Source organism: Thalassotalea castellviae (assembly GCF_031846185.1).
Taxonomy (GTDB): Bacteria; Pseudomonadota; Gammaproteobacteria; order Enterobacterales; family Alteromonadaceae; genus Thalassotalea_H; species Thalassotalea_H castellviae.
Map to the genome: position 1 here is coordinate 161337 of NZ_JAVRIF010000005.1, position 22534 is coordinate 183870.

Here is a 22534-nt window from a genome sequence, read left to right on the forward strand (position 1 = left end):
AATGATTATGTAAAATACTTTTTAGAAAGGCCTCTTACTACGAGGGAATTACCCCTTTTAATCTTTCAAGATCAGTATCAGATACTCCTAATTTTCTAAAATAAGTTGCCCATTCATAAGTCAATTCTTGTACTGTTGATATAATCGTTTTGGCTTTTGCCTGAGTAAGACCAAACCTTTTCGATTGCGATAACGCATTATCAATTGTTCCCACTCTACCTTGTGCGCCTATACCAATACCATGTTGGCGAGAATTGTTTATAGGTAATACGTCATAGGCTGGCGACAGACGCCAAGCTTTATCCGAAAATGAATATAAGAAAGCGTGGTTTCTTGAGTGATCGTCGGTGTTACCCATCATTATATTAAACACCATGCGTGTATAAAGTTCATGAGAGTCTTTTGGCTCTGCGCCATATTTCATTATAAACTCGGCCAAAGATCCATAGCTATATGTTTCAGCAAGCGCCTGATTAGTAATTTTCTCTTGGTTAATTAACGAATTGGCACTTAAAAAGTGGTGTGACGGTTGGTAATTAGCACAGTCAAATCGTTCCACTAATAATATATCTTCTTGTTGACTATGTAGTATCGACGTATTCGCTACTCTAACGTTTAGTTCTTTCAGCATAGTCATTGTCGCGTGCTCTACAAGACACACATTAAATATGTCATCTTGACGATTGAACTTGGCCAAATAACTGTTGCCATTATCCTCAATTATAGTTTTAGGTCTTGCTCCTCCCATACTTGAACCATACTCAAAAGCTTTTTTAGCTTCTTTTGAGATCTCTTCATTATTAAGAATGGCCGTTTTGCCTTTTAAGAGCATAGGAATATCCTCAAGCTTATTTTTACTTACCTTCGGCTTACATGCTGTCCTAGATAAGCTAAATGTTAATGCTCCGACTCCCATGCTATCACCAGCCAAAACTAACTCTAAAGCATTTCTAGGCTTAGTAGAGTGAAGTGATAGAATAAGTTTTTTCCCCCAACTGTCAGCTCCAGCATCTAAAATAACACCGAACATCCCCTTATTTACTCTTGTGATAAATTGGTCACTAAGTAGTGGTAAGTGCACAGGATCTAAAGGGAATGCATCTGATCTTTGCAGATAACTTTGACCATATCGAAATTTGCCAATATTGCCCTTTGCATCAAGCTCAACAATTCCGCAGATTATTGGGGAAGACTCTAGCCCATCGATAAAAACATATGCTCTAGAAATCATTTGGTAATTCCTTCTCTACTCGTGAGCGTTTTCTAACGGGATTTCTATTTACTAACTCATATTCTTTTTCAATAGTTTCAATAAATGGGTCGAGGATTTCCAATTGATTCAATATCATAAGTAAGGTATCAGAATTGATGCCTTTCCCACGTTCCAGTCTGCTAATGGTATTCTTACTTGTACCAGCTCTTAAAGCTAATTCTTCTTGATCCATAGAAGAAGCCCTCGATTGCTTTATCAAGTTACCAAGAAGTTCTTTGGTATAATCAATTTTCCTCATAAAACACCATATTTGAACAATAAAAGCTTAATTACCCAATTATGGCACATCCAATAGAAACATCAATTAACTAATCATAAATGAGACTTTACGGCCTTACTGACCATTTTTGATGATTAAATACATGAGAGGACACTAGATTATAATATTTTACTTATTTGTTGAGCGATTGGTTTGTTCGAAAGAATAAGTATAGATACAACAATTTAAACGAGAATCTGAAAACTGTGCACTGGAAAATGAAAACTTCATAAGAAATGTAGACGTTTATTTTTACGATTATTTATCTCTACATACTAATTTTTGCGACTATTTGAACGCTCATATTAGCAGTATCCTTCTTACCTGATAGTTTTGGCTAGATACGCTGCTTTGATCTCAAAAAAATCCTTATATAACCAAAAAATCGTTTGATTTCTTGAGATTTGGACTTAAAGCTGATCCAGAGTGTAAGCCACTGGATAGAATAAGAGAACTTAACGATAAATAGAACCTGTTACTATCCAACCGCCAATTTAGCAGTCTCATGCCACATATATGCTGGCATAGGATATTTAAGCTTCCATGTAATATTCATCGGTTGTGAACCTTCATACTTTACAAAATCAACAGGTCCAAAATTAACAAATCCCATTGTTTTTCCGTACTCGTCTTTTGCTTGTTCTCTAACAAACAAAATAAACGTTTTTTCATTCTGCTGTTGTTGAATATAACTTAGGCCTTTACCTGATGTAGGCTTTGAGCTGTTTTGTGTTTGCCAGTGAAATAATGTTGGGCTGATAGCATAGTCATGATACATAGTGGTAGCAGAAAACTGTTTTTCACATTTATCAAGAGTCACAAATAGCAGCTCTGTATTTGCGTCTGCAATGTTTAAAATTCCCTCACGACTTGAAGACTTTCTATCAATGGTAGTGTCCCCAAATGCAACCAAAATGTGCTCTTTAGGATATCTAACGTGCATTTTAAGAGGGGAGCTATCAACTATTTCATTTTCCACTGTTGGCATTGAAAACTCTTGTGTTTCAAGACGTTCTATTAACAATGTGATGACTTCATGTAATTCATTTTTAAGAAGTGTGCTGTTTAACGCCTCGATACTAGACGAAATCGAATTAAACCCAGCTTGTTTAGCTGTTTTATCCCAAAAATCATAATGACACATAACAGCAAATAGTTCTTTGTGTCTTGCAGGCACTGCTTTGATATTCACTAGGTCCATTAGGGAAAAGTTAGACTCGCATAGGGCTATAACAAACCTTAAATATGAAATAGATGTATTACCTAGAAAGCGATTATTGATTGCACGGTAATAAGCCGCGTATACGGGAGATTCAGCTTCATCTTTATCATTCTGATTGCTTTCAGCAATTAAAGCGTTCCATCCTCCAAACTTACCAACTTTTATTTTATAAATATCTTCTAAAGTAATATCCGGATAGATATTTAAGAAGTTTGTCAGAGTAAGCGGTAAATCTGTAACGTGAGGATAGTTAGAGATAAGGTTAAGCAATTTGTTTTTGTTTAGCGTTGCTTGAGAGATGTTTCTCAAGATCATTTGCTGAGTTTTCTCTTGTAACTCAATACGACAGCCAAGAGGAAGGTGAGGAAAACCTTGTTTCACCTCTTTTGAAATAGCTTGGTTAGTTTTACCAACTAGCGCCCGAAACTTATGAGAAAAATCATATTCAGGTCTTGAGTTACCAACAAAATCTAAAATGGTGCAGCATTCTTTGTTTTCGATTAAGCGGAGTCCTCGACCTAATTGCTGTAAGAAAATAGTTAAACTTTCTGTTGGTCTTAAAAATAGTAAGGTATCGAGTTCTGGAATATCGACACCTTCATTAAAGATATCGACTACAAATAGGACATTAATTTCTCTAGATTTTAAGCGCTGCTGCTGAATATCACGGTCCTTAGAATTATCACTGGTAAGCACACCACAAGGAATGCCACTCAAAGTAAATTTCTTAGCCATATAATTCGCATGCTCTTTACTAACGCAGAACGCTAGCGCTCGCATTTGAGAAATGTCAGTAACAATTTCATTGAGGCTTTGAATAATTCTAACTACCCGTTGATCATTCAATGTATACAAGTTGGTAAGCTCAGCAACATCATATCGGCCTTTTGACCATGAAATTTTCGTAAGATCTGTTTCATCATCAATTGCAAAGTACTGAAATGGCGATAAATGGCGTTGATTTATTGCTTCTGGCAACCGAATTTCCGCGGCAATAACGTTGCTGAAATCTTTGAGGATATCAGCACCGTCATGGCGTTCCGGTGTTGCAGTTAAGCCAATGAGTATTGTTGGCTGAAAGTGATCTAGAATTGGGCGATAGCTATTTGCTGTAACATGGTGAACCTCGTCAATGACAATATAGTCAAAGTAATCTTTAGTTAAGCTCAAGCTAGAAAGTTGATTATTGAAACTTTGGATAGAAGCAAATAGATGATTAAACTTTTCAGGCTTGTATTGACCTACCAATAGCTCCCCAAATTGACTGCTCTTAAGAACTCCGCGATATGCGCTTCTTGCTTGCTTAAGTATTTCCTCTCTATGGGCTAAAAATAGAAATTTAGCTTCGGGGTTTTCATTGTAGAATCTTGCAAAGTCGAAGGCAGAAATGATTGTTTTCCCCGTTCCCGTTGCGGCGACGACAAGGTTTCTATATCTTCCATGCAGCTCTCGCTCGACCTTTAATTTCTCTAGTATATTTTTTTGATGAGAGTGCGGTTTAATATCGAAATAAAAGCTAGGCACATTACCATCAAACGAACCTTTAGCTGTTTTTAAGGCAATGCTAAGCCTTTCCTTGCTTTGTGCATTGCCATCAAAGTTTTCAAAATCTGGAGACTCCCAGTAAGTTTCAAAGGTGCTAAGAGACTTCTCGATAATATGAGGAATTTCTTGAGAGGTAATTTTTAAATTCCACTCTAAGCCGCTGGTTAAGGCTGAGTGAGATAAATTCGATGAGCCAATGTAACCAGTGTGAAAGCTAGTATCACGCATAAACAGGTATGACTTAGCATGAAGTCGTTCCCTGTTCGTATTGTAACTGAGTTTTACTTGTGTATTAGGTAGAGATGCCAAAAACTCTACGGCTTTAGCATCAGTGGCCCCCATATAGGATGTGGTGATTACTTTTAGTTGCTTACCACTGCGAGTAAACTCCTCAAGCTCCTTCTTAAAAATCCTAATTCCAGCCCACTTTATAAATGAAACTAACCAGTAAATTTTGTCTGATGATTGAATTTCTCTTTTAATCTCAGTTTCGAGCGAAATGCCCACGTTACTGCCACAAAATAATTCGCTTTGAGTTAGCCCTGTCAGCGGCATAATTGATTCAATATATTTAGGAAGATCAGAAGCAACAGGATTTTGCTTGTCTAGGAGTGCGGTCAGTATCTTGCCTTGCGTATCAATCAAGTTTTCGGAGACAATTTCTTTATCGCCAATATTATCGCTTAACCAACCGATGACCTTATTGGCTAAGTTTATTTGCTCAAAAACTCTATTCTCACCATTTGGCACTGAATCCATAGCTATTTCTATAATTCGAGTTAGAAATCGAGACAACCAAGATGCAGCTTCTCCATTTTCTAATGAACGCTCACCAACAAAAAAAGTTTCACGGTCTAACTTTTGCTCAACTAATTGGGTGATTAGTTGCTCATAAATTCCAGCTTGATTCATAAAGTTCCTTTTTGTCTTTGATTTGTTTAGCATAACTGAAAATTGAATTTGGGTAAAAGCTTAATGGTAGGGGTATAATTTTTAAATAACTCAGGCGAATTAGTGTTTTTAATTATTAGATCCATGCTTTTATAAAAATATAAATTTCTACCAACGTTTTTACTGGTCTGACTGGTAAATTTCAGCCATGTTTTTAACAAATCATGGAGGTAATATCGATTTTCGAGGATTAGAAAATCAATTCTAAACTTTTTGAATAAAGCTACTAGAATATGGATTAGCAAAGTGAAAAATGGCTGACTCGCCTCATGACTTGTATTTCGATTTTAAAATTGAAGGGAACTGACTTTTAATAAAGGTTCTTAAAGGTTTAGAGTTACCGTCATGACCCTATTTGATAGTTATATGACGGTAAATGAATATTTTTAATCCTATGTAAAGGTTGATAAGTTTCTACTCGATATTCTGGATCTGCTCTCTCATTTGTTCAATAAGCACTTTCAATTCAACTGCCGCATTGGTGATGTCTGCATTGATTGATTTTGAGCCTAAGGTATTCGCTTCACGGTTAAATTCTTGCATCATAAAGTCTAAACGACGGCCTTGAGCACCACCTTTTTTCAAGATACTTTTGGTTTCTTTAACATGGCTAAAGAGGCGATCTATTTCTTCATCTACATCCATTTTTTGCGCGAGCATTACAAGTTCTTGTTCAACTCTGGTTGATTCCAGTTCAATTTTAGCGTCTGTAAATTTATCAATAATACGTGTGCGTTGCCATTGGATCACTTCAGGCATATGACCTTTTACTTTTTCAGCTTCCGCAACAATGCCATCAAGGCGTTGTTCAATAAGCGCTTTCATGTTTTCGCCTTCACTTGCTCGAGCAGCAATAAAGTCTGTTAGTGCTTGGTCAAATCCTTTTAAAATATCTGCTTGAATGCTGTCCATGTCAGCTTCTTCAGTTTCCATTACGCCAGGCCAGCGCATTATTTCGATAGGGTTCACTTGGCTATTGAGTGTTTGTTCGTTAACCCAACTTGCATGCTCTAATAATTGCGAGGCTAAGTCTTTGTTTATTGAGAGTTTACCTTTAGTTGCAGGGTTTGCATTAAAACGTAAGCCACATTCCACTTTGCCGCGATTTAATGCTTTACGAAAACGCTCTCTTAATACGGGTTCAACACTACGAAATTGCTCAGGTAATCTGAAATAGGTTTCTAAAAAGCGTTGATTAACACTTCTAATTTCCCAAATGGCATTACCCCAATCACCTTTCACTTCAACTCGTGAAAAAGCTGTCATACTATGGATCATAATCTTTCCTATTTTTACTCTATAAAGTTTGTTTTATAAGAATGAACGAAAGGATTATGCCTGAGCGTACCAAAATTTGCTAACTTACCCACAACAAGTACTATATTTTTATGCAAACCCCGTATTCATAATCCAACCAATAAATAACACTTGCGGGACAGTAATTAGCGGTAAAAACAGTGCTGTTTTCCAGCTTTTTGTGGTGTCTTTTAATACCATAATTTCGGTATAGTCGGTTGATGCACCTGCCATGAGAAAGGTAAAAGAATTACCCGGTGCGCTGGCGCGAGTAATTAAGTCTGCCGCTATTGGTGTTGAGCCTTCAGAGCAAACTTCAATAATAGTAGCGGCAATCAGGGTTAAAAATAAGCCACTTGCGGTTGCACCAAACCATAGGTTAAAACTTTCTGGTGGTACAAAGGCTCTGACCAGTGCCACTAATACAATGCCGACAAATACCCAACGAAACACCATACGTGAATCTTTAAAACCATTTATAAACATGTTTATTAAGGCATTAGGAGTGTAATCGGCTTCTTTAATCAGCTTAGTTAGCGTTTCTTTAAAACTAAAGTCTGAAGTTAGTTCATGTAGATTTTCATTTTGAGGTAACACACCCGACATTGCGAGGCGGTCAAATATAATGCCACTTGTCCAGGCAATGACTAACGAAAAGGCGATAAAGCACAAGGTCCATTGCCATCCAATTAAACCAATTAAAATAAAGGTTAATGTAAAAGAGTTCCACGGACTGGCGATGATAAACGCCATGACTTGGCCAATACTTGCGCCACGTTCATAGAGCTTCATACCAACCATTAAAATACCGTGATTACATAAATCAAATAACAAACCTGCCATAGTTGCTCTAAAAATGCCGCTTGTGGTTTGGCCTTTGCCAATAGTGGCTATAATAAGATCGCGCGGTAAGCGACTTAACCAACCAACAATGACCACCCCAAGTAGCATGCCTATCCACATAGCATCAAGCATTTCAACGGTAGTCGCACTAATAATGTACCACCAAGATTCTGACGGCGATTGAAACCAATAGCTAATAAACGCTAAAACTACAAAACTGCTCCCTCCCCATAACAACCAGTCAATACTACCTTTAACGGGTTCACAACAGTCAGATGATTGTGGTTGCGTACTGTTGTCTTTGGCTGAATTAGTCTCTTGTTGTTTGTCTGTGCTGCAACAATTACTCATTTAACAACTCCTCATTGGTTGTTTCGTCAATTAACCCTTCGATTAAATGGCAAACATGATCCCCCGTAGGTGTGCAATCAGGAAGTGATTGCCAAGTTGCCAAGGCTGCTTTCATTTGTTGACACGTTGCCTGCATTGCGGCAATTTTTTCTTCGGTTTCGATAATTCTATCTTTGATGATTTCTCTTACGGTTGGACAAGGAGAACTACCTGAGTTTGACTGGTCAATCACAGTTTCAATATCGTGTAGTGAAAAACCTAACGATTTAGCCTGAATAATAAACTCAAGCCGTCGCTGATCAGCGGGTAGATATTCTTTATAACCGTTAATGGGGTTTGTTTGTGGCTTTAACAATCCAATACGAGTGTAGTAACGTACCGTATCTAGGCTAAGCGAATACCGCTGTGCAAGTTGTTTTACTCTCATAACATTAACCTATAGCAAATCATAGCCATACTATAAAGCTATGAGTTACTCACAGGTCAACTATATTTTTAAAAGTCTAGCTTGCTAACCACCGCGTCTTAATATGATCTGCCACACGAAACGCATTGGCATAAATAGTGAAGGTATAAGGAACACTACCGCCTGTAGGCATAAATGAGCCGTCGGTGACATAAAGATTTTTCACTTCGTGCGCCTGACAATATTTATTGAGCACAGACGTTTTAGGGTCATTGCCAAAGCGACAGCCACCCGCCATTAAATTAGTGGGTGGCGAACTACTGACCGAAGTAGCAATGTTTTTAGCGCCTAATTTTTTCAGTAAAGCCGCGCCTTTTTCTGCTAAATACTCACCTACTTCAAGATCATGGTTATGACTACCAATTCTAACTTTGGCCACAGGATCGCCCCATTTATCTGTCACTTCTTCATCTAATGCAACAAAACAATTATCGGTAGGTAACCAATCATTAAACACTTCAAATCTAAGCGTTTTATAATTCGTAAATTCGTTAAAAATATTTTGCTTGAGTGCTTCCCCCCAAACCAATTCGTTATGCTCATTCCACTGGCTGCCACCTACTCGAGCAATAGGATTTTGATGAAACAAAAAGTCGATTGTGCCACCTTTAGCTTTGCCATTTTTATTTGCGCCTTGAAACTTTTTATCGTCTATTTGATACCAATCTTGTAACGCTCGATTAATAAATGGGCCTACTTGTTTTAATTCAGCCTGTTGTTGTTTATCAATCTCGTCAAAGAAAAAGTCGCCAGAGCCAGTGCCACCGGCACTAAATATAAGGTTTTTTCCCACTTGACCACTGCTATTCGCTAGCCCTTGCGGAAAATAATCACTTGTTGAAGACAATAATAAACGAGAAGTTTCAATAGCTTGGCAAGCAACTACATATATTTTAGCGGTTACTTGCTGATCACGCCCTTGGCGATCATAATATTGCACACCAGTAACTTCACCTTGGTCATTACTGTTAATATGGTGAACTTTAGCGTTGGGGATAATGGTTAAATTGCCAGTGGCAACAGCATGATTTAATAACGCCGCTCGACCGCTCCCTTTTGCACCGGTTGAACAACCATAACTACTACAATATCCTGAATATTCACAACTATTCCTTCCCATAGCAGGTTGAGAAAGTACCGCACGTGGAACAGGAATCGCATGAAAACCTAACGCTTGAGCACCTTTGTCTATCCATGATGAAACGGCGTGTTCAGCCAATGGCGGATAGGGAAAATCTTCGGTTGAACGAGGTTCTTGATGGGGATGTTTAACGACTTTGCCTGATACACCAACCTCTCTTTCAACTTGAGCATAATAGGGTTCCAGTTCATCATAGCTGATCGGCCAATCGACAATATTGGCTCCTTCAATCGCACCGAATTCAGAACGAAGTCGAAAGTCTACGGGTTTTAAACGGTGAAAATAACCGCTCATAAAATTGGAAGAGCCACCAACAACTGTGCCATTCCAGAAGCTCCAACCTGACTCGCTCGTAGGTTCACCATCCCAATAGGTTGAACCGTTTTCACGCACATATTCTTCTTCAATCACGTGTTGCTCATCCGCTAAATTGGGGTTGTAGGAATCACGTAAACTGATCGCTAATTCATCTTTATAGAATTCTTTTTCTGTTAACCATGGGCCCTTCTCTAACACCAACACTTTTGCGCCGGCTTTTGCTAAGGTATACGCAACCGGCGAGGCACCGGCACCACTGCCAACAATACAAATATCATAACTCATGCTTTGTTATTTCCTTTGTTTGACTGGGTGGTAAATTTAGCGATTAATGACTTACTTTCCATGCGTTGCGCTTGTTTATTTACCGCTAAATTACCTGTGGGTAATTCATAATATCGCTTTCCTGCTGGCGGCAAAGGAAAGCCAGCTTGATGATTGAGCCATTTCCAGCCATTTCCATCAGGATTACCGCCATATGCCGGCGGCGACAACATCGCTTCATATAAATTAAGAATCATCATGTTAAGCCAATTTTGGCCTGCTTCAGACTGGCTAATCGCTCGAAAAGTTTGCTCTTTTTCATCGGTATTTAATGCTATAAAATTGTTGCTGAATTTATTTTGGGTGAAGCCATTTAACCAACCAACACCGCGATAAATAAAGTCTATTTCATCTTGAGAGGTGGGCTGTTCATGCACAAGTTGATAGAGATAAAAAGTGGCCTGAATATCTTGAGCACTAGGTCCCGTTTTAGACGCTGGAAAAAGGTGTTCAAATACTGCATCTAGGGTTTGCCAAACGGTATCTTTTAACGCTAATTGGTAAGCGTTATTCTCAGAAGTAGCGTTGAACGCAATAGCCGGTAATGCTGCGATAGCTGATGCTCCAGCGGCAGACTTTAATAAATGACGACGAGATAGTTTTTTCTTTAACCACAAAGGTGTTCGGTAATTTTCATTAAAAAATGAAGGCATTAATCTGTCTCACTTTGGTTAACATTTCTATGATTGTTGCCAACGTTCCATTTCTCAAGAAAACTTAACCACGCTTCTCTAGAATAGTTACCCTGCGTTAATAGCTCTGCGGTATCTTTAGATAACATCATTTTACCTGTAGCAGTAGAGACATACATATGAGGGTATCCTAAGGTTGGCGGTAGTGATTTCATAAATGCTTCGTTTTCATTTGAATCGCTAACATTAATTTTTAATAACACATATTCACTATGAAGCTTTTGATAAATATCAGGATTTTTTTCTAAAAAGGCATCCATTTTATGACACCAAGTGCACCAATTTCCGCCAATTTCAATTAAGACATTTCGATTGGTTTTCTTCGCTAACTCAATAGCAGCTTTCGCATCCGAAAACGGGTCGCGTTGATCGTCATATATACGACTATATGCCGGTAAGCTATCACTTGTTTCAAACGATTCTCCAGCAATTGCAAACGCATGAATAAGAAAGGCTGTCAAAAGAATAGCGAAAGAATGCTTCATAATTTATTCCAAATATTGAGACTATCAAACATGACCTTGTTTTAAACAACTATATTTCAAAATTCTTTGTCCGTCATTATGTCAATATGAAACTTAAGCGATTATAATGCGACCATTATTTTACTCACAGAGAATTTATCATGCGTCCAAGCGGCAGAACATTAGGACAAATTCGTCCGGTTACCATCACTCGTCAATTTACTGCACATGCAGAAGGCTCCGTTTTAATAGAATTTGGTGATACCAAAGTGATTTGTACTGCCTCAGTTGAAGAAGGCGTTCCTCGTTTTCTAAAAGGCCAAGGTAAAGGATGGGTTACCGCTGAATATGGCATGTTACCTCGTTCTACGCATACTCGCATGAGACGTGAAGCAGCTAGCGGCAAACAAAGTGGTCGTACATTAGAAATTTCTCGTTTAATTGCACGTGCGTTAAGAGCCGCTGTTGATTTAAAAGCATTAGGTGAAAATACTATCAGTGTTGATTGTGATGTTATTCAAGCCGACGGTGGTACCAGAACCGCTTCTATTACCGGTGCCTGTGTGGCATTAGTTGATGCACTCAATTACATGCGTGCTAAAGACATTATCAAAACAAACCCGTTAAAGCATATGATTGCTGCTATTTCAGTAGGCATATATAAAGGTGAACCGGTGGCTGATTTAGATTACCCAGAAGATTCGGCAGCAGACACCGACATGAATGTGGTAATGACTGACACAGGTAAATTAATTGAAATTCAAGGTACAGCGGAAGAAGAGCCGTTCAGCTTTGATGAAATGCAAGAAATGCTAACTTTGGCTAAGAATGCCATTAACGAATTATTCGATCTGCAAAAAACAGCGTTAAATTAATAGGACCAAACATGAAAGCTTATCAACGTGAATTTATTGAATTCGCCTTAAATAAACAGGTATTACGTTTTGGTGAATTCACTTTAAAATCAGGGCGTACCAGTCCTTACTTTTTTAATGCTGGTTTATTTAATACCGGCGGTGATTTAGCTCGTTTAGGCCGTTTTTATGCTTCGGCTTTAATGGATGCAGATATTGATTTTGATTTGTTATTTGGCCCTGCATATAAAGGGATCCCTATTGCAACTACTACGGCTGTTGCCTTAGCAGATCACCATAATAAAGATTTACCTTACTGCTTTAACCGTAAAGAAGCGAAAACTCATGGTGAAGGGGGCAGTTTAGTTGGCTCACCTCTTGAGGGTAAAATCATGCTAGTGGATGACGTGATCACCGCTGGTACGGCAATTCGTGAATCAATGGAAATAATTAAAGCACACGGAGCTGAGCTTTCAGGCGTATTAATTGCACTAGACCGTCAAGAAAAAGGAAAAGGCGAACTTTCGGCGATCCAAGAAGTAGAGCGTGATTTTGGCACGAAAGTCATCTCAATTGTCACGTTAACCGACTTAATTACCTATTTAGAAGAGCAACCTGATATGGCAGATAGCTTAGCAACTATCAAACAATATCAAGAAGACTATGGTATTTAAGCGACCGTTTATCGTCAGTGATAAGAGCAAAAAACCTAAATTCCTTTAAGAATTTAGGTTTTTTTGTTTTTACCGTCAACCATTTAAAATATTGGCTTGAGAAACGCTTAAGCCGTTAATTCAAATTGATAGCTAGGTTGTTTTTCATATGCGCGATTAATATTGGCGTAAAAGCTTTCAATCCGTAAAGCTCGTTGGTCAATATCAACAGAACGTGTTGGGGCAACGGCTTCTTGTTCCTTCAAGGTTCTTTCCATCGCGCGATCAAAATCAGTTGTTTCAAGATTATTTAACGCGTTTTCTTGTTCACTGTCATCACTCGAAAGCTTAGTAAGATTTTCGGTATCTGACTTACCAGTAGTCGAATTTAAACCCGCCAGTTCAGATTGAGCTTGCAGAATTTTTTTAGTGGCTGAATTAGCAACTCGTAAATCTTGGGCTGAGGGTTGAACAGGCGCTAGCGCTGCAGCATACACCTTCTGCATTTTACTGATAGTGGCTTGTGGGTCACCTTCTACAGCGGATAAATCAACAGAAACTTCGCCATCAACGGCATACTTTTTACCATCGGGGCCGGTTTCAAATGAATAAGACGGAGAACCTGTCGTTGAACCGCCAACAGCAGCGTGGGCTGATTCATGAGCACGCACCTCTTGATCACGATCGGCTAACTCATTAATCACTTTTTGTTCAGCAACTTCTTGTTTTTCTACTTGTTGCTTTTCATAGTTCTCTTGTTCAGCGTCTTCGATATTCTCCGCAGATGAAGCTTCTTTGGCTTTTTTAGAAAATGGTTGTTGACTTTGCTCTTCATCCTTCGACGAACCATGTTCTTCATCAGAGATCGTCGTATTGGCTATTTCGGCCTGTTTACGTATGTTTTCAAAATCAATATGTTCATTATTTTGTGCCGGTGTACGTGCTCGCTCACGTTCAGAGGCGACACCTTTTTCTCCGGCAGATTGCTGGGCAGCAGCGGGTTTTGTGATGATTTCTCTTTGATTATTTTCACGGCGCAACGCATCCGTTGGTGGGTTGACCACCGTCGGGATTGGCGTAGTAGTTGTGTGCGGCGTGATATTCATGATTTAAATACTTACATCCAGTAACGTGCCTAATGCTTCATCGGCAGTTTTAATAACATTTGCCGATGCTTTCGCTTGATGTTCTGCAACTTTCAAATCGACGATAGATTGATTTAAATTTGGCGTATCTACTGATGAAGTTTTAACTTCAGTTTCAGCGCTATCTTCAACATTAAATTGTGCCGCATGCTCATGGCTAATATGGGCAATATCACTTGCCGCTTGAGTCGCTGATTCAGTCGCTTTTTGAAATCCTTCAACACCTGAATTAAATGCAGATTGAACGTTCATAGTATTTCCCCTTAATATCTTTAATAAGTGATAAAAAATATATTCTGAACACTTATTTTTACAACGGATATTTAGTGCAAACCAATGTGTTTAATTATTAACCAAATCAGCTCGAATGTAAAGTTTTTGGCGAGTGACTAATGCGATACAAACCGTTGATTAAGCCACGAAGAAAGCTTTTCAACAAAGTTTTCGAGCTCACTAATAAAAGGGGCATGCGAGGCTTTTTCAAAAATAACAACATCACTTTCATGCGCTAACAAAGAGACTTGTTCAATGACTGCTTTTGGTACTAAACCATCAAGTTTGCCATAAATACGTAAAAACGGTTGACTGACAAGCTTAAGTTGTTGACGTTGATCTTCCTGTTCTAAAAACCTTAAAGATAAATCTAAAGTCGATTTACTAGGCATAGGGTATTGCATGATCAATTCACGTAACTGCTTTATATCGTTACGTAAATGCGGGCTACCCATGGCTTGTATTTTCAAAAAATTATTAATAGTTTTTTGGGTATCTTCTTCAAGTTGACGATGAAATAAGCTTAATACCTCCGGCTTAATACCCGGCCAATTTTCTTGTTCAACAAAGCATGGCGTACTCGCAACCGTAATAAGTCCAAGTACTTTATCAGGGTGGCTACATGCCAACTCTGTCGCAATTATACCGCCTAAAGACCAACCAATAATAACAGCGGGTTCATCAATAATGTCTGCAATATGTTGAGCAATATTTTTTATAGTGTAAGGCGATACTTGATAATCAAGGTTATTACCAAAGCCGGGTAAATCAACGGTAATTATTCGAAAAGACTGTTCAAGCTGTTTAACACTTGGTTGCCAAACCCCCGAGTTGAGCCCCCAACCATGTATAAACACTAAAGGTAATCCAGCACCACTACTCGTAAATTTCAACATTGTTGCCATACTTATACTAGAGATTTAAAAAGCGTCAGTGTATAGAAAGTGATAAACAAATGGAATTGGATAACAAAATTGTTGGGCAATTATTCACGCATCTACATCGTTATTTTGCTGAATGTTTAACATTAACTCGACAGACCATGAGCGAGTGTGAGTTATGTAAAAGTGCTCACGTAATACATCCATTGTTATGTCAATATTGTTACGATGATTTACCCTTATTTTCTTACCAACATTTTGGTTTTAATTTACTGAATTGGCCGGCCATTGATAAGCTTTTTCCACAAAGATCATTTGAGCAATTGCTTTGCCTTGCGCCTTATATCGCGCCATTTGATCAGTGGCTAATAGATTTTAAATATCAAAAGCGTTTTGAACTAGCGGATCTTTTGGGTTATTTGTTGGCAGAATTATGGCAAAAACAAGTAAACAAGCAACAGGATGTCGCAATACTTTCAGTGCCCATTCATCTAAAAAAATGGCAGCAGCGAGGTTTTAATCAAGCGCATTTAATTGCACGAGCCTTCAATCGTCGAACAAAAATTCCTTATTTAAGACAAGCTTTGCGTAGAACAACTTATAGTAAGAGCCAAGTAGGACAAAGTGGCAAGTTACGACGCAAGCTTTTAAAAAATGCCTTTGCGTTATCTGAAGAAGTTGATACGTTACCAAGTCATATCATCTTATTGGATGATGTGATCACCACAGGAAGTACAGTGAACACCTTATGTAAATTATTAAAATTAAAGGGAGTAAAACACATTACCGTATTAACGGTTGCGCTTACACTCCCTAAATAATCTCAGGCTAAGTGGTATTAAGCTAATGCAGGCAATTAATTGGCTGAAGCGCTAAACGCTTTGGCAAAAAATAAACTGTTGGCTAAAACTTTCGCACTACCAAACCAATAACCTCGAAATGCAAATACATCTGACGTAGCAATAACACGACCGCGACCTTGGTTATGAGCAACAATTGCCGGACTATTCGCTATTTTATTAATTAAATTTTGATCAGTATAACCACTCATTAACGGCGTTGATGTATATTCAGCAACGGTAATAAAAGGCGATTCAACCGATTCCATAATCAAGGTACTGTTTCTAAATACCGGTAACTGTGAATCAGTATAGCCATAAGCTAATGGGTGGCTAGTATCGAGTTTAGTGTCAAAAATAGCGCCGGCAATACGTTTTCTTGCTGACAATTTTTCTTTGTCTTGATAAGTCAGTGATTCGCTATCGAATAGGCCATTAATGTGTTCTTTTTCAACAAAATCAGCCTTTAATAATTCAACTTTTGCTAGCCATTGTGCCGCACGCTTTTGCCCAAAAATAACGCCGCCTTTTTTAACCCAAGACTGAATTTTGCTAGTGACATTTTTATTGATATCGGCGTAATTACCATCCACCATAATGATATGGCTGTATGACGCTAAATCAACACGAGATAAACGGTTTCTTTCAACAATAGTCACAGGAATATTTAACGTATCATCTAGGTAATAAAGGATCTCAGCCGCTTCATATTGCGAGCTTCCTTTGCCGCCAATTAGTAATACCTTAATAGGGTTAACGGGCTTTATTGAACCAGAGCCAACATCAACGCCATTAATAGTTAATCCCGTGTCGATATTAAAGATCGGTAATGAATTTTCATTCGCGGAAAGCGCTAACAAATCGCGCCATTGTTGATTTGTTTGAATACCAGCAGGAACCACAATCGTTCCTGTGGCAAAGTTTTTTGTTTTTCCAGCAATAACCGATGAAAATGTTTTTGTGGCCACTTTTGCTTTAACGCCGTTTGCTAATAATTGATTGAGCAATTTTGGCGCTAAAAAATGATGCCATTCAAAAGCGTAAGCATAAGCATTTTTGTCTATTGAAATGTCATTTTTTTCTGCTGGTTGCCATGAATTTTTTGCAAGGCGTAATCCCCAAGTACGTCCAACTTGTATGAAATTTATATCCATCGCTAAAGGCATTGTCCAACCGGAAACATCATAAAAAGTATTATCTGGGAAATCGGTTCCTTGGTTAAATAACGCTTGGATCACTCGATATTGTTTTTGCGCCAGTGGCACATAAAAACTCTGACCTTTTTTATAAAGTGTGCCGTCATAACGAAAATCTTCAGTTAAGGGCAAGACATTGATTTGATGAGCTGTCAGTTTTTCTAAAAAGATATTCAAACGATGGGAATCTTTCGCTTCTGTAATTAAATAGCCATTAAACTTTTCTTTTTTGATCAAATCCTCTGACTCTTCATGAAAATTTTTACGATACTTTTTAAATTTATCGCTATTTTCCCATGCCCCTTGAATCGTGGAAAGCGAAGTTAATACATGGTTTTTAATGCCATATTCAAAAGTTAACAAGCCATTAATACTGTCTTGTTGAAAGCCTCGGCTACTCGCTTGCTCGAATAATATACCGATACCACCATTAATGTCTGGATAGGTTGAACCTTTGCCATAATAAAAATCGTCAAAGCTTTCTTGGCTGTAATATAAACGATCTTCTTTATCTAACGCTTTAGCATGAAAAGTAGCTAGAAGTTGCGTCAACTCGGTGGTTTTCTTCGGTGTTAACGGATGTGTTCTGCTTGGTATGCCTGGTTGGAAAAAATAACTGCTATTGGCACCCATCTCGTGAAAATCACCTAGAACATGTGGTTGATATTGATGAAAATATGCCAATCTATTACGACTCTCTTTTTGAGAAAGTAATAACCAATCACGATTTAGGTCAAAACCAAAGTGATTAGTACGACCTGTTCGCCATTGTTGATGATGTTCAATATGATTCGGATCAGGATTAGCCGTTGTACCACGATATGTATTTACCCAATTGACAAAACGGTCCATACCATCAGGATTGATGCTTGGCTCTAAAACAATAACCGTGTTTTTAAGAATATCAGCTACCGACTTCTCTTGGCTGGCCGCTAAATGATAAGCAATCACGAGCGCGGCATTACTGCCAGTAATTTCATCACCATGCACTGAGTACCCTAACCAAACCACTAACGGATCTTCTGGTTTTTTTCCCATATCTTGACGGGCTAATAATTCAGGCAATTTTGCAATATTATCAGGATGAGAAAGTGTTAATAACACTTGTTTACGCATTTCAGTTGTACGGCCAATGTCGGTTAGCACGGCTTTATTTGAAGCATTAGCCAATGCTTCCATGTATTGCACAAGTTGATCATGACGAATATGTCGCTCACCTAAACCAAAACCTAAAACCGCTTCAGGTTTGATAACTGATTGATCATATGTATGATTTTCTGGTAAATATTTTTCAACCGCCGCGGCGAATAAAGGTTGGCTAAACAGACTTAATAGTAGAGTTATTATCAGTAAACGAAAATGCATTTTTGAAATTCCTAGCTAATTGCTTGAGTTTAATCAAACGAATTTGATTAGAACAAAATAACAAACTCTTAGGAGTGCAGCTAGTATTTCCCCCTTAAATTCTCGTGGTTTTATCTCTTTTTTATCTCGATTTTTAACAAAAAGGCACTTTTTAATAAAAAATAAACCGCAGAATAAATGATCACTAGCGAAACTTAACGTAGCAGAGTAAAATAAACATACCTGACTAATTTACTCAGGTATCACATAAATCTTATCCTTATTTTTGAAAAGTTTAGAGCGAAACGCATTATGATCACAATTTCAGAAACAGCCCAAGAACATTTTCAAAAGCTGTTATCCCAACAAGCCGAAGGCACAAGTATTCGCGTATTTGTTGTCAATCCAGGAACAGCAAGTGCCGAATGTGGTGTGTCATATTGCCCAGCAGATGCTGTTGAACCTGAAGATATCGAAATTCCTTTTGAGCATTTCTCTGCTTATGTCGATGCAGACAGCAAAGCATTTTTAGAAGATGCAGAAATCGACTTTACGACTGACCAAATGGGCTCTCAGTTAACCTTAAAAGCACCCAATGCGAAATTGCGTAAAGTCGCTGACGATGCACCTTTATTTGAACGCGTTGATTACTTTTTAAAAGCGGAAGTAAATCCTCAATTAGCTGGCCATGGCGGCGAATGTACTTTGATGGAGATCACAGATGATGGTTACGCCGTTTTACAATTTGGTGGTGGCTGTAATGGCTGTAGTCAAATTGACGTTACCGTAAAAGACGGCATTGAAAAACAGCTGATTGAAATGATGGGTGATGAAATTAAAGGTGTTAAAGATATGACAGAACACGAACGTGGTGAACATTCATATTATTAAATAACATCCTTACACATATTGATTAATCGAAAAGCCAACTGAATTTATTTCATTTGGCTTTTTTTAACTGTTTAAAATCTAAAAAGTACTAACTTTCAAGGGCTTTGGCATGCCAGATATGCCGAGTAAAATGCCACGCTAGTGTTAAACCTCTAGCAATCATAAAAACGATAAACGCAAACCATAAGCCATTGTTTTCATAACTTTGCAATAACCACCACAACGGAAAAAAGCAACCAAAAGTAGATAGAATCATGCTATTTCGCATTGCTTTGGCTTGCGTTAATCCAATATAAATACCATCAAACAAATAACTCCAACATGCAGCAAGTGGTAAGAGCATAATCCAAAATAAATATTGGTCGGCATAAAGAACAACCGCTTCAATATCTGAAATTAAACGTACAATAGATGGCCCCCAGAAAATGAAAAACAGGCTATATACCAAGGCAAAAATCAGTGTCCAGAATAAACTAACTTTAAAAACAACCTGTAATTTTTTCAGGTTATTTTCGCCTTTTGCCTTGCCGACCATGACTTCTGCGGCGTTGGCAATACCGTCTAAACCAAAGGATATAAAGAGTAAAAAATTCATTAATATTGCATTTGCCGCTACAACATTATCACCTAATCTGGCCCCTTGAAACGTGATAAACACAAAGCAAGACTGCAGACAAAGTGTTCGTATTAAAATATCTCGATTTAGCTTGAAGTAACTAACCAGCGCTAACTTATCCAACAACTTACTTTTAATATCGTTAACAGAAGCTTTAATGATTGGCTTAAAATGATGAAATATTAACGTTAAAGATAACAAGATACTGGCATATTCAGCAATTAAGGTGGCATAAGCGACGCCTTGTACTTGCCAATCAAGCCATAGGACAAAAACAACATCTAAAACAAGGTTAACAAGGTTGGTAAATATTAAGATCCACATGACCATTTTAGCTTTGTGATTGCCCAATAACCAACCTAATAACACTAAGTTCGCTAATGCGGCGGGTAATCCCCAGATCCTAATTTCGCTATATTGTTGAGCATAAAACTGAACCTGATCTGAGCCTCCTGATAAATAAATAGCCCCAGAAATATATGGCGTTTGCAGTAATATAAAGCTCCCACCAATGATTAAAGCGACCAGTAAACCGCGTAATAATACTAATAAATTTTGTGAGGCATTTTGTTGACCAAATGCTTGAGCAGCTAACCCCGTGGTGGTCATGCGTAAAAAACCGCATAACCATGTAATACAAGTGATGACCATTGCACCTACGGTACTTCCACCTAAATAGTAGGCATGATCTAAATGACCAATCACCGCAGTATCTACTAATCCTAATAATGGTACCGTGATATTTGACAGTATCATTGGGATAGCTAATACAAATAATTGTTTATGATCCGCTTTATTTGCAAAGAACAATAATCACCTTCTTGTTGACATTAATGACGGCAAAGACACTATATATTTTGCCTAATAAACGCTATGGTTGGCGGCATAAACATTTTACTATGAAATACAGAGTGATCCCGTGAAAATCATCCAATTTAGTTTACTAATAACACTATTCAGTTTTACGATGAATGGTGTTGCCGCTGTAATTTTACAATATCATCACGTCAGTGACGACAGCCCCGCCAGTACGAGTATTTCGCCAGCGCAATTTGAAGCACATATGCAGTATTTAGCCGATAATAGCTTTCGTGTTGTTCCTTTATCAGAATTAATGAATTCCATTAAAAAACAGCAAGCTATTCCTGATAAAACCGTGGCGATTACTTTTGATGATGCGTATTTAGATATTTTGACACAAGGTAAACCGATTCTCGATAAGTTTAATTACCCTTTCACCATTTTCATCAACCCCGGCATAATCAACCAAAACTCATCACAATATCTTTCATGGCTGCAACTAAAAAAAATGGCCGATGATGGCGTTATTATTGCCAACCATGGTTTTAACCACGATTCATTCGCGCGCATTCCTAAAAACTTAACCGAAGCAGAATGGCTTGATCATCTTAAAACCTTGCTCAACCAAGCAGAAAAAATAATTGAAGAAAATACCGGACAAAGTTGGCGTTATTTTGCCTATCCTTATGGTGAATATACACCAGCGATTCAACGCATGCTCAAAGAGCATGATTTTATCGCCTTTTCACAACAAAGCGGCGCTGTTGGTTTCGGCACTGATCTTACAGCAGTACCCCGTTTTCCTGCATCAAAGCCTTATGACAACCTCACCACCTTACGTGATAAATTGCATGCGTTACCTTTTTCGATGACTTTAACAGACGAAAGTACTGAAACCATTTATCCGATAAATAGCCTAGAATCCGCCACATTTAATGTCATTGTTGATGATTTTAATAAAAGTCAGTTAAATTGTTATGTTACTGGTATTGGTCGTCAGAACATTGATTGGCAAACAGAAAATAGTTTTATGATTACTTTTAACGCACCATTGCCGAGTGGACGAGTAAGAGCCAATTGTACTGCTCCGAGTAAAAGTAAGCCCGGTCGATATTATTGGTATTCAAAACCTTGGTTCATATTAGAAGCAGGGGATCAGTGGTACCCACTTTAACCCTGTAGTTTCAAGCTAAATTTTCTCCAGAAATATGAAAAAAGGAGCCACAAGCTCCTTTTTCAATAATCAAACATGTTCATGTTATTCCGATAATTTAACAATTTTTGCAAAATCGCTGACTAGGTTTTCTCCGGAAATAATCGGTAATTGCCCTAATTCATGCTCAGGTTTGAAAATAGCCGATATTTTGCCTTCTGGGTTGATTAATACGATAGAAGCGCTGTGATCAACTAAATAGTTATCATCTCGCTTTTCATCACTTATTGCATACATTAAGCCTAAATTTCTCGAGAAAGGAAATAATACTGAATGATCAGCCGTTAAAGCTTTAAATTCTGGGTTGAAATAAGCGATATATTGAGAAAGCTTATCTACCGTATCACGCTGAGGATCAACAGAAACTAATAAGACTTGTGCATTGTTATTAATCGCTTTGAGCTCATCATAAACAAAATTGAGTTCTTGTAAGGTCGTCGGGCACACATCAGGACAAGAGGTATAACCAAAAAATACCCATGACCATTTACCGATGAATTGTTCGTTGGCAAATTTCGCCCCTTGATGATCAACCATAGCAAAAGGTTTTATTGTGCGCGGTGTTTGGTAAAACAAAGAATGTTCAGGTTGTGCCAAGTTATACGATTTTTGATACAGCAAAAAACCTGTCGCTATTGAAATAACCGCAACAATAGCGATAAGTAATTTATTCACAAGATATC

Annotated in this window: 20 protein-coding genes; 5 read left to right on the forward strand and 15 right to left on the reverse strand. The window is 38.1% G+C overall.

Features of this window, described 5'->3' with window-relative positions; all coding sequences use genetic code 11:
- Window positions 1-37 precede the first annotated feature (37 nt).
- The 9 genes from RM573_RS10875 to RM573_RS10915 all read right to left on the reverse strand — a co-directional run bounded on the left by RM573_RS10875 (window position 38) and on the right by RM573_RS10915 (window position 11166).
- Window positions 38-1231 carry a type II toxin-antitoxin system HipA family toxin gene (locus tag RM573_RS10875; protein WP_311581570.1) on the reverse strand — a complete coding sequence of 398 codons (1194 nt, stop codon included), beginning with the start codon at window positions 1229-1231 and terminating at the stop codon, window positions 38-40.
- Window positions 1221-1445, reverse strand: coding sequence for a helix-turn-helix domain-containing protein (locus tag RM573_RS10880; protein ID WP_311581572.1), 225 nt, complete (start codon window positions 1443-1445; stop codon window positions 1221-1223). Before RM573_RS10880 ends, RM573_RS10875 begins: the two co-directional genes overlap by 11 nt.
- 565 nt (window positions 1446-2010) lie before the next feature.
- Entirely contained in the window at window positions 2011-5211 is a 3201-nt protein-coding gene (locus RM573_RS10885) for a DUF3427 domain-containing protein (protein WP_311581574.1), read from the reverse strand.
- 453 nt (window positions 5212-5664) lie between these two features.
- Window positions 5665-6528 (reverse strand): YicC/YloC family endoribonuclease, encoded by an 864-nt coding sequence (locus RM573_RS10890; protein WP_311581576.1) that lies wholly within the window; start codon window positions 6526-6528, stop codon window positions 5665-5667.
- 108 nt (window positions 6529-6636) lie between these two features.
- On the reverse strand, window positions 6637-7740 hold the full coding sequence (locus tag RM573_RS10895) for a permease (RefSeq protein WP_311581578.1): 1104 nt from the start codon (window positions 7738-7740) through the stop codon (window positions 6637-6639).
- Window positions 7733-8167: a MerR family DNA-binding protein gene (locus tag RM573_RS10900; protein ID WP_311581580.1), complete on the reverse strand. Its 435-nt coding sequence runs from the start codon at window positions 8165-8167 to the stop codon at window positions 7733-7735. Before RM573_RS10900 ends, RM573_RS10895 begins: the two co-directional genes overlap by 8 nt.
- A gap of 76 nt (window positions 8168-8243) precedes the next feature.
- Window positions 8244-9950, reverse strand: a complete 1707-nt coding sequence (locus RM573_RS10905; protein ID WP_311581582.1) for a GMC family oxidoreductase — start codon at window positions 9948-9950, stop codon at window positions 8244-8246.
- On the reverse strand, window positions 9947-10642 hold the full coding sequence (locus tag RM573_RS10910; RefSeq protein WP_311581584.1) for a gluconate 2-dehydrogenase subunit 3 family protein: 696 nt from the start codon (window positions 10640-10642) through the stop codon (window positions 9947-9949). The genes RM573_RS10905 and RM573_RS10910 overlap by 4 nt, the downstream gene beginning before the upstream one ends.
- Window positions 10642-11166: a thioredoxin family protein gene (locus tag RM573_RS10915; RefSeq protein WP_311581586.1), complete on the reverse strand. Its 525-nt coding sequence runs from the start codon at window positions 11164-11166 to the stop codon at window positions 10642-10644. Before RM573_RS10915 ends, RM573_RS10910 begins: the two co-directional genes overlap by 1 nt.
- Before the next feature lie 140 nt (window positions 11167-11306).
- Here RM573_RS10915 and rph point away from each other — a divergent pair, with 140 nt between their 5' ends.
- Window positions 11307-12020, forward strand: a complete 714-nt coding sequence (gene rph, locus RM573_RS10920; RefSeq protein ID WP_311581588.1) for a ribonuclease PH — start codon at window positions 11307-11309, stop codon at window positions 12018-12020.
- Window positions 12021-12031: 11 nt separating this feature from the next.
- Window positions 12032-12673, forward strand: a complete 642-nt coding sequence (gene pyrE / locus RM573_RS10925; protein ID WP_311581590.1) for an orotate phosphoribosyltransferase — start codon at window positions 12032-12034, stop codon at window positions 12671-12673.
- Between the two features lie 107 nt (window positions 12674-12780).
- On the opposite strand, the gene RM573_RS10930 is transcribed toward pyrE, so the two are convergent.
- The 3 genes from RM573_RS10930 to bioH form a co-directional block, all read right to left on the reverse strand.
- Window positions 12781-13758, reverse strand: coding sequence for a putative metalloprotease CJM1_0395 family protein (locus tag RM573_RS10930; protein ID WP_311581592.1), 978 nt, complete (start codon window positions 13756-13758; stop codon window positions 12781-12783).
- A 3-nt stretch (window positions 13759-13761) separates the two neighbouring features.
- Window positions 13762-14049, reverse strand: coding sequence for a hypothetical protein (locus RM573_RS10935; protein WP_311581594.1), 288 nt, complete (start codon window positions 14047-14049; stop codon window positions 13762-13764).
- 137 nt (window positions 14050-14186) lie between these two features.
- Window positions 14187-14966 (reverse strand): pimeloyl-ACP methyl ester esterase BioH, encoded by a 780-nt coding sequence (bioH, locus tag RM573_RS10940; RefSeq protein WP_311581596.1) that lies wholly within the window; start codon window positions 14964-14966, stop codon window positions 14187-14189.
- 59 nt (window positions 14967-15025) lie between these two features.
- On the opposite strand from bioH, the gene RM573_RS10945 reads away from it, so the two are divergent.
- Window positions 15026-15772 carry a ComF family protein gene (locus tag RM573_RS10945; RefSeq protein ID WP_311581598.1) on the forward strand — a complete coding sequence of 249 codons (747 nt, stop codon included), beginning with the start codon at window positions 15026-15028 and terminating at the stop codon, window positions 15770-15772.
- Between the two features lie 35 nt (window positions 15773-15807).
- Here the strand turns inward: RM573_RS10945 and RM573_RS10950 are convergent, their stop codons facing one another.
- A complete protein-coding gene (locus RM573_RS10950) occupies window positions 15808-18351 on the reverse strand; it encodes a M14 family zinc carboxypeptidase (protein WP_311581600.1) in 2544 nt (847 codons plus the stop codon).
- A 291-nt stretch (window positions 18352-18642) separates the two neighbouring features.
- Here RM573_RS10950 and nfuA point away from each other — a divergent pair, with 291 nt between their 5' ends.
- Window positions 18643-19221, forward strand: a complete 579-nt coding sequence (nfuA, locus tag RM573_RS10955) for a Fe-S biogenesis protein NfuA (protein ID WP_311581602.1) — start codon at window positions 18643-18645, stop codon at window positions 19219-19221.
- Between the two features lie 88 nt (window positions 19222-19309).
- On the opposite strand, the gene RM573_RS10960 is transcribed toward nfuA, so the two are convergent.
- The gene (locus tag RM573_RS10960) at window positions 19310-20647 is read right to left on the reverse strand and encodes an MATE family efflux transporter (protein ID WP_311581604.1); all 1338 of its coding nucleotides are present in this window, start codon (window positions 20645-20647) and stop codon (window positions 19310-19312) included.
- Between the two features lie 109 nt (window positions 20648-20756).
- Between RM573_RS10960 and RM573_RS10965 the strand changes: the two genes are divergently transcribed.
- Window positions 20757-21812, forward strand: a complete 1056-nt coding sequence (locus RM573_RS10965) for a polysaccharide deacetylase family protein (protein WP_311581606.1) — start codon at window positions 20757-20759, stop codon at window positions 21810-21812.
- 84 nt (window positions 21813-21896) lie between these two features.
- Here the strand turns inward: RM573_RS10965 and RM573_RS10970 are convergent, their stop codons facing one another.
- Window positions 21897-22526, reverse strand: coding sequence for an SCO family protein (locus tag RM573_RS10970; RefSeq protein WP_311581608.1), 630 nt, complete (start codon window positions 22524-22526; stop codon window positions 21897-21899).
- Window positions 22527-22534 lie beyond the last annotated feature (8 nt).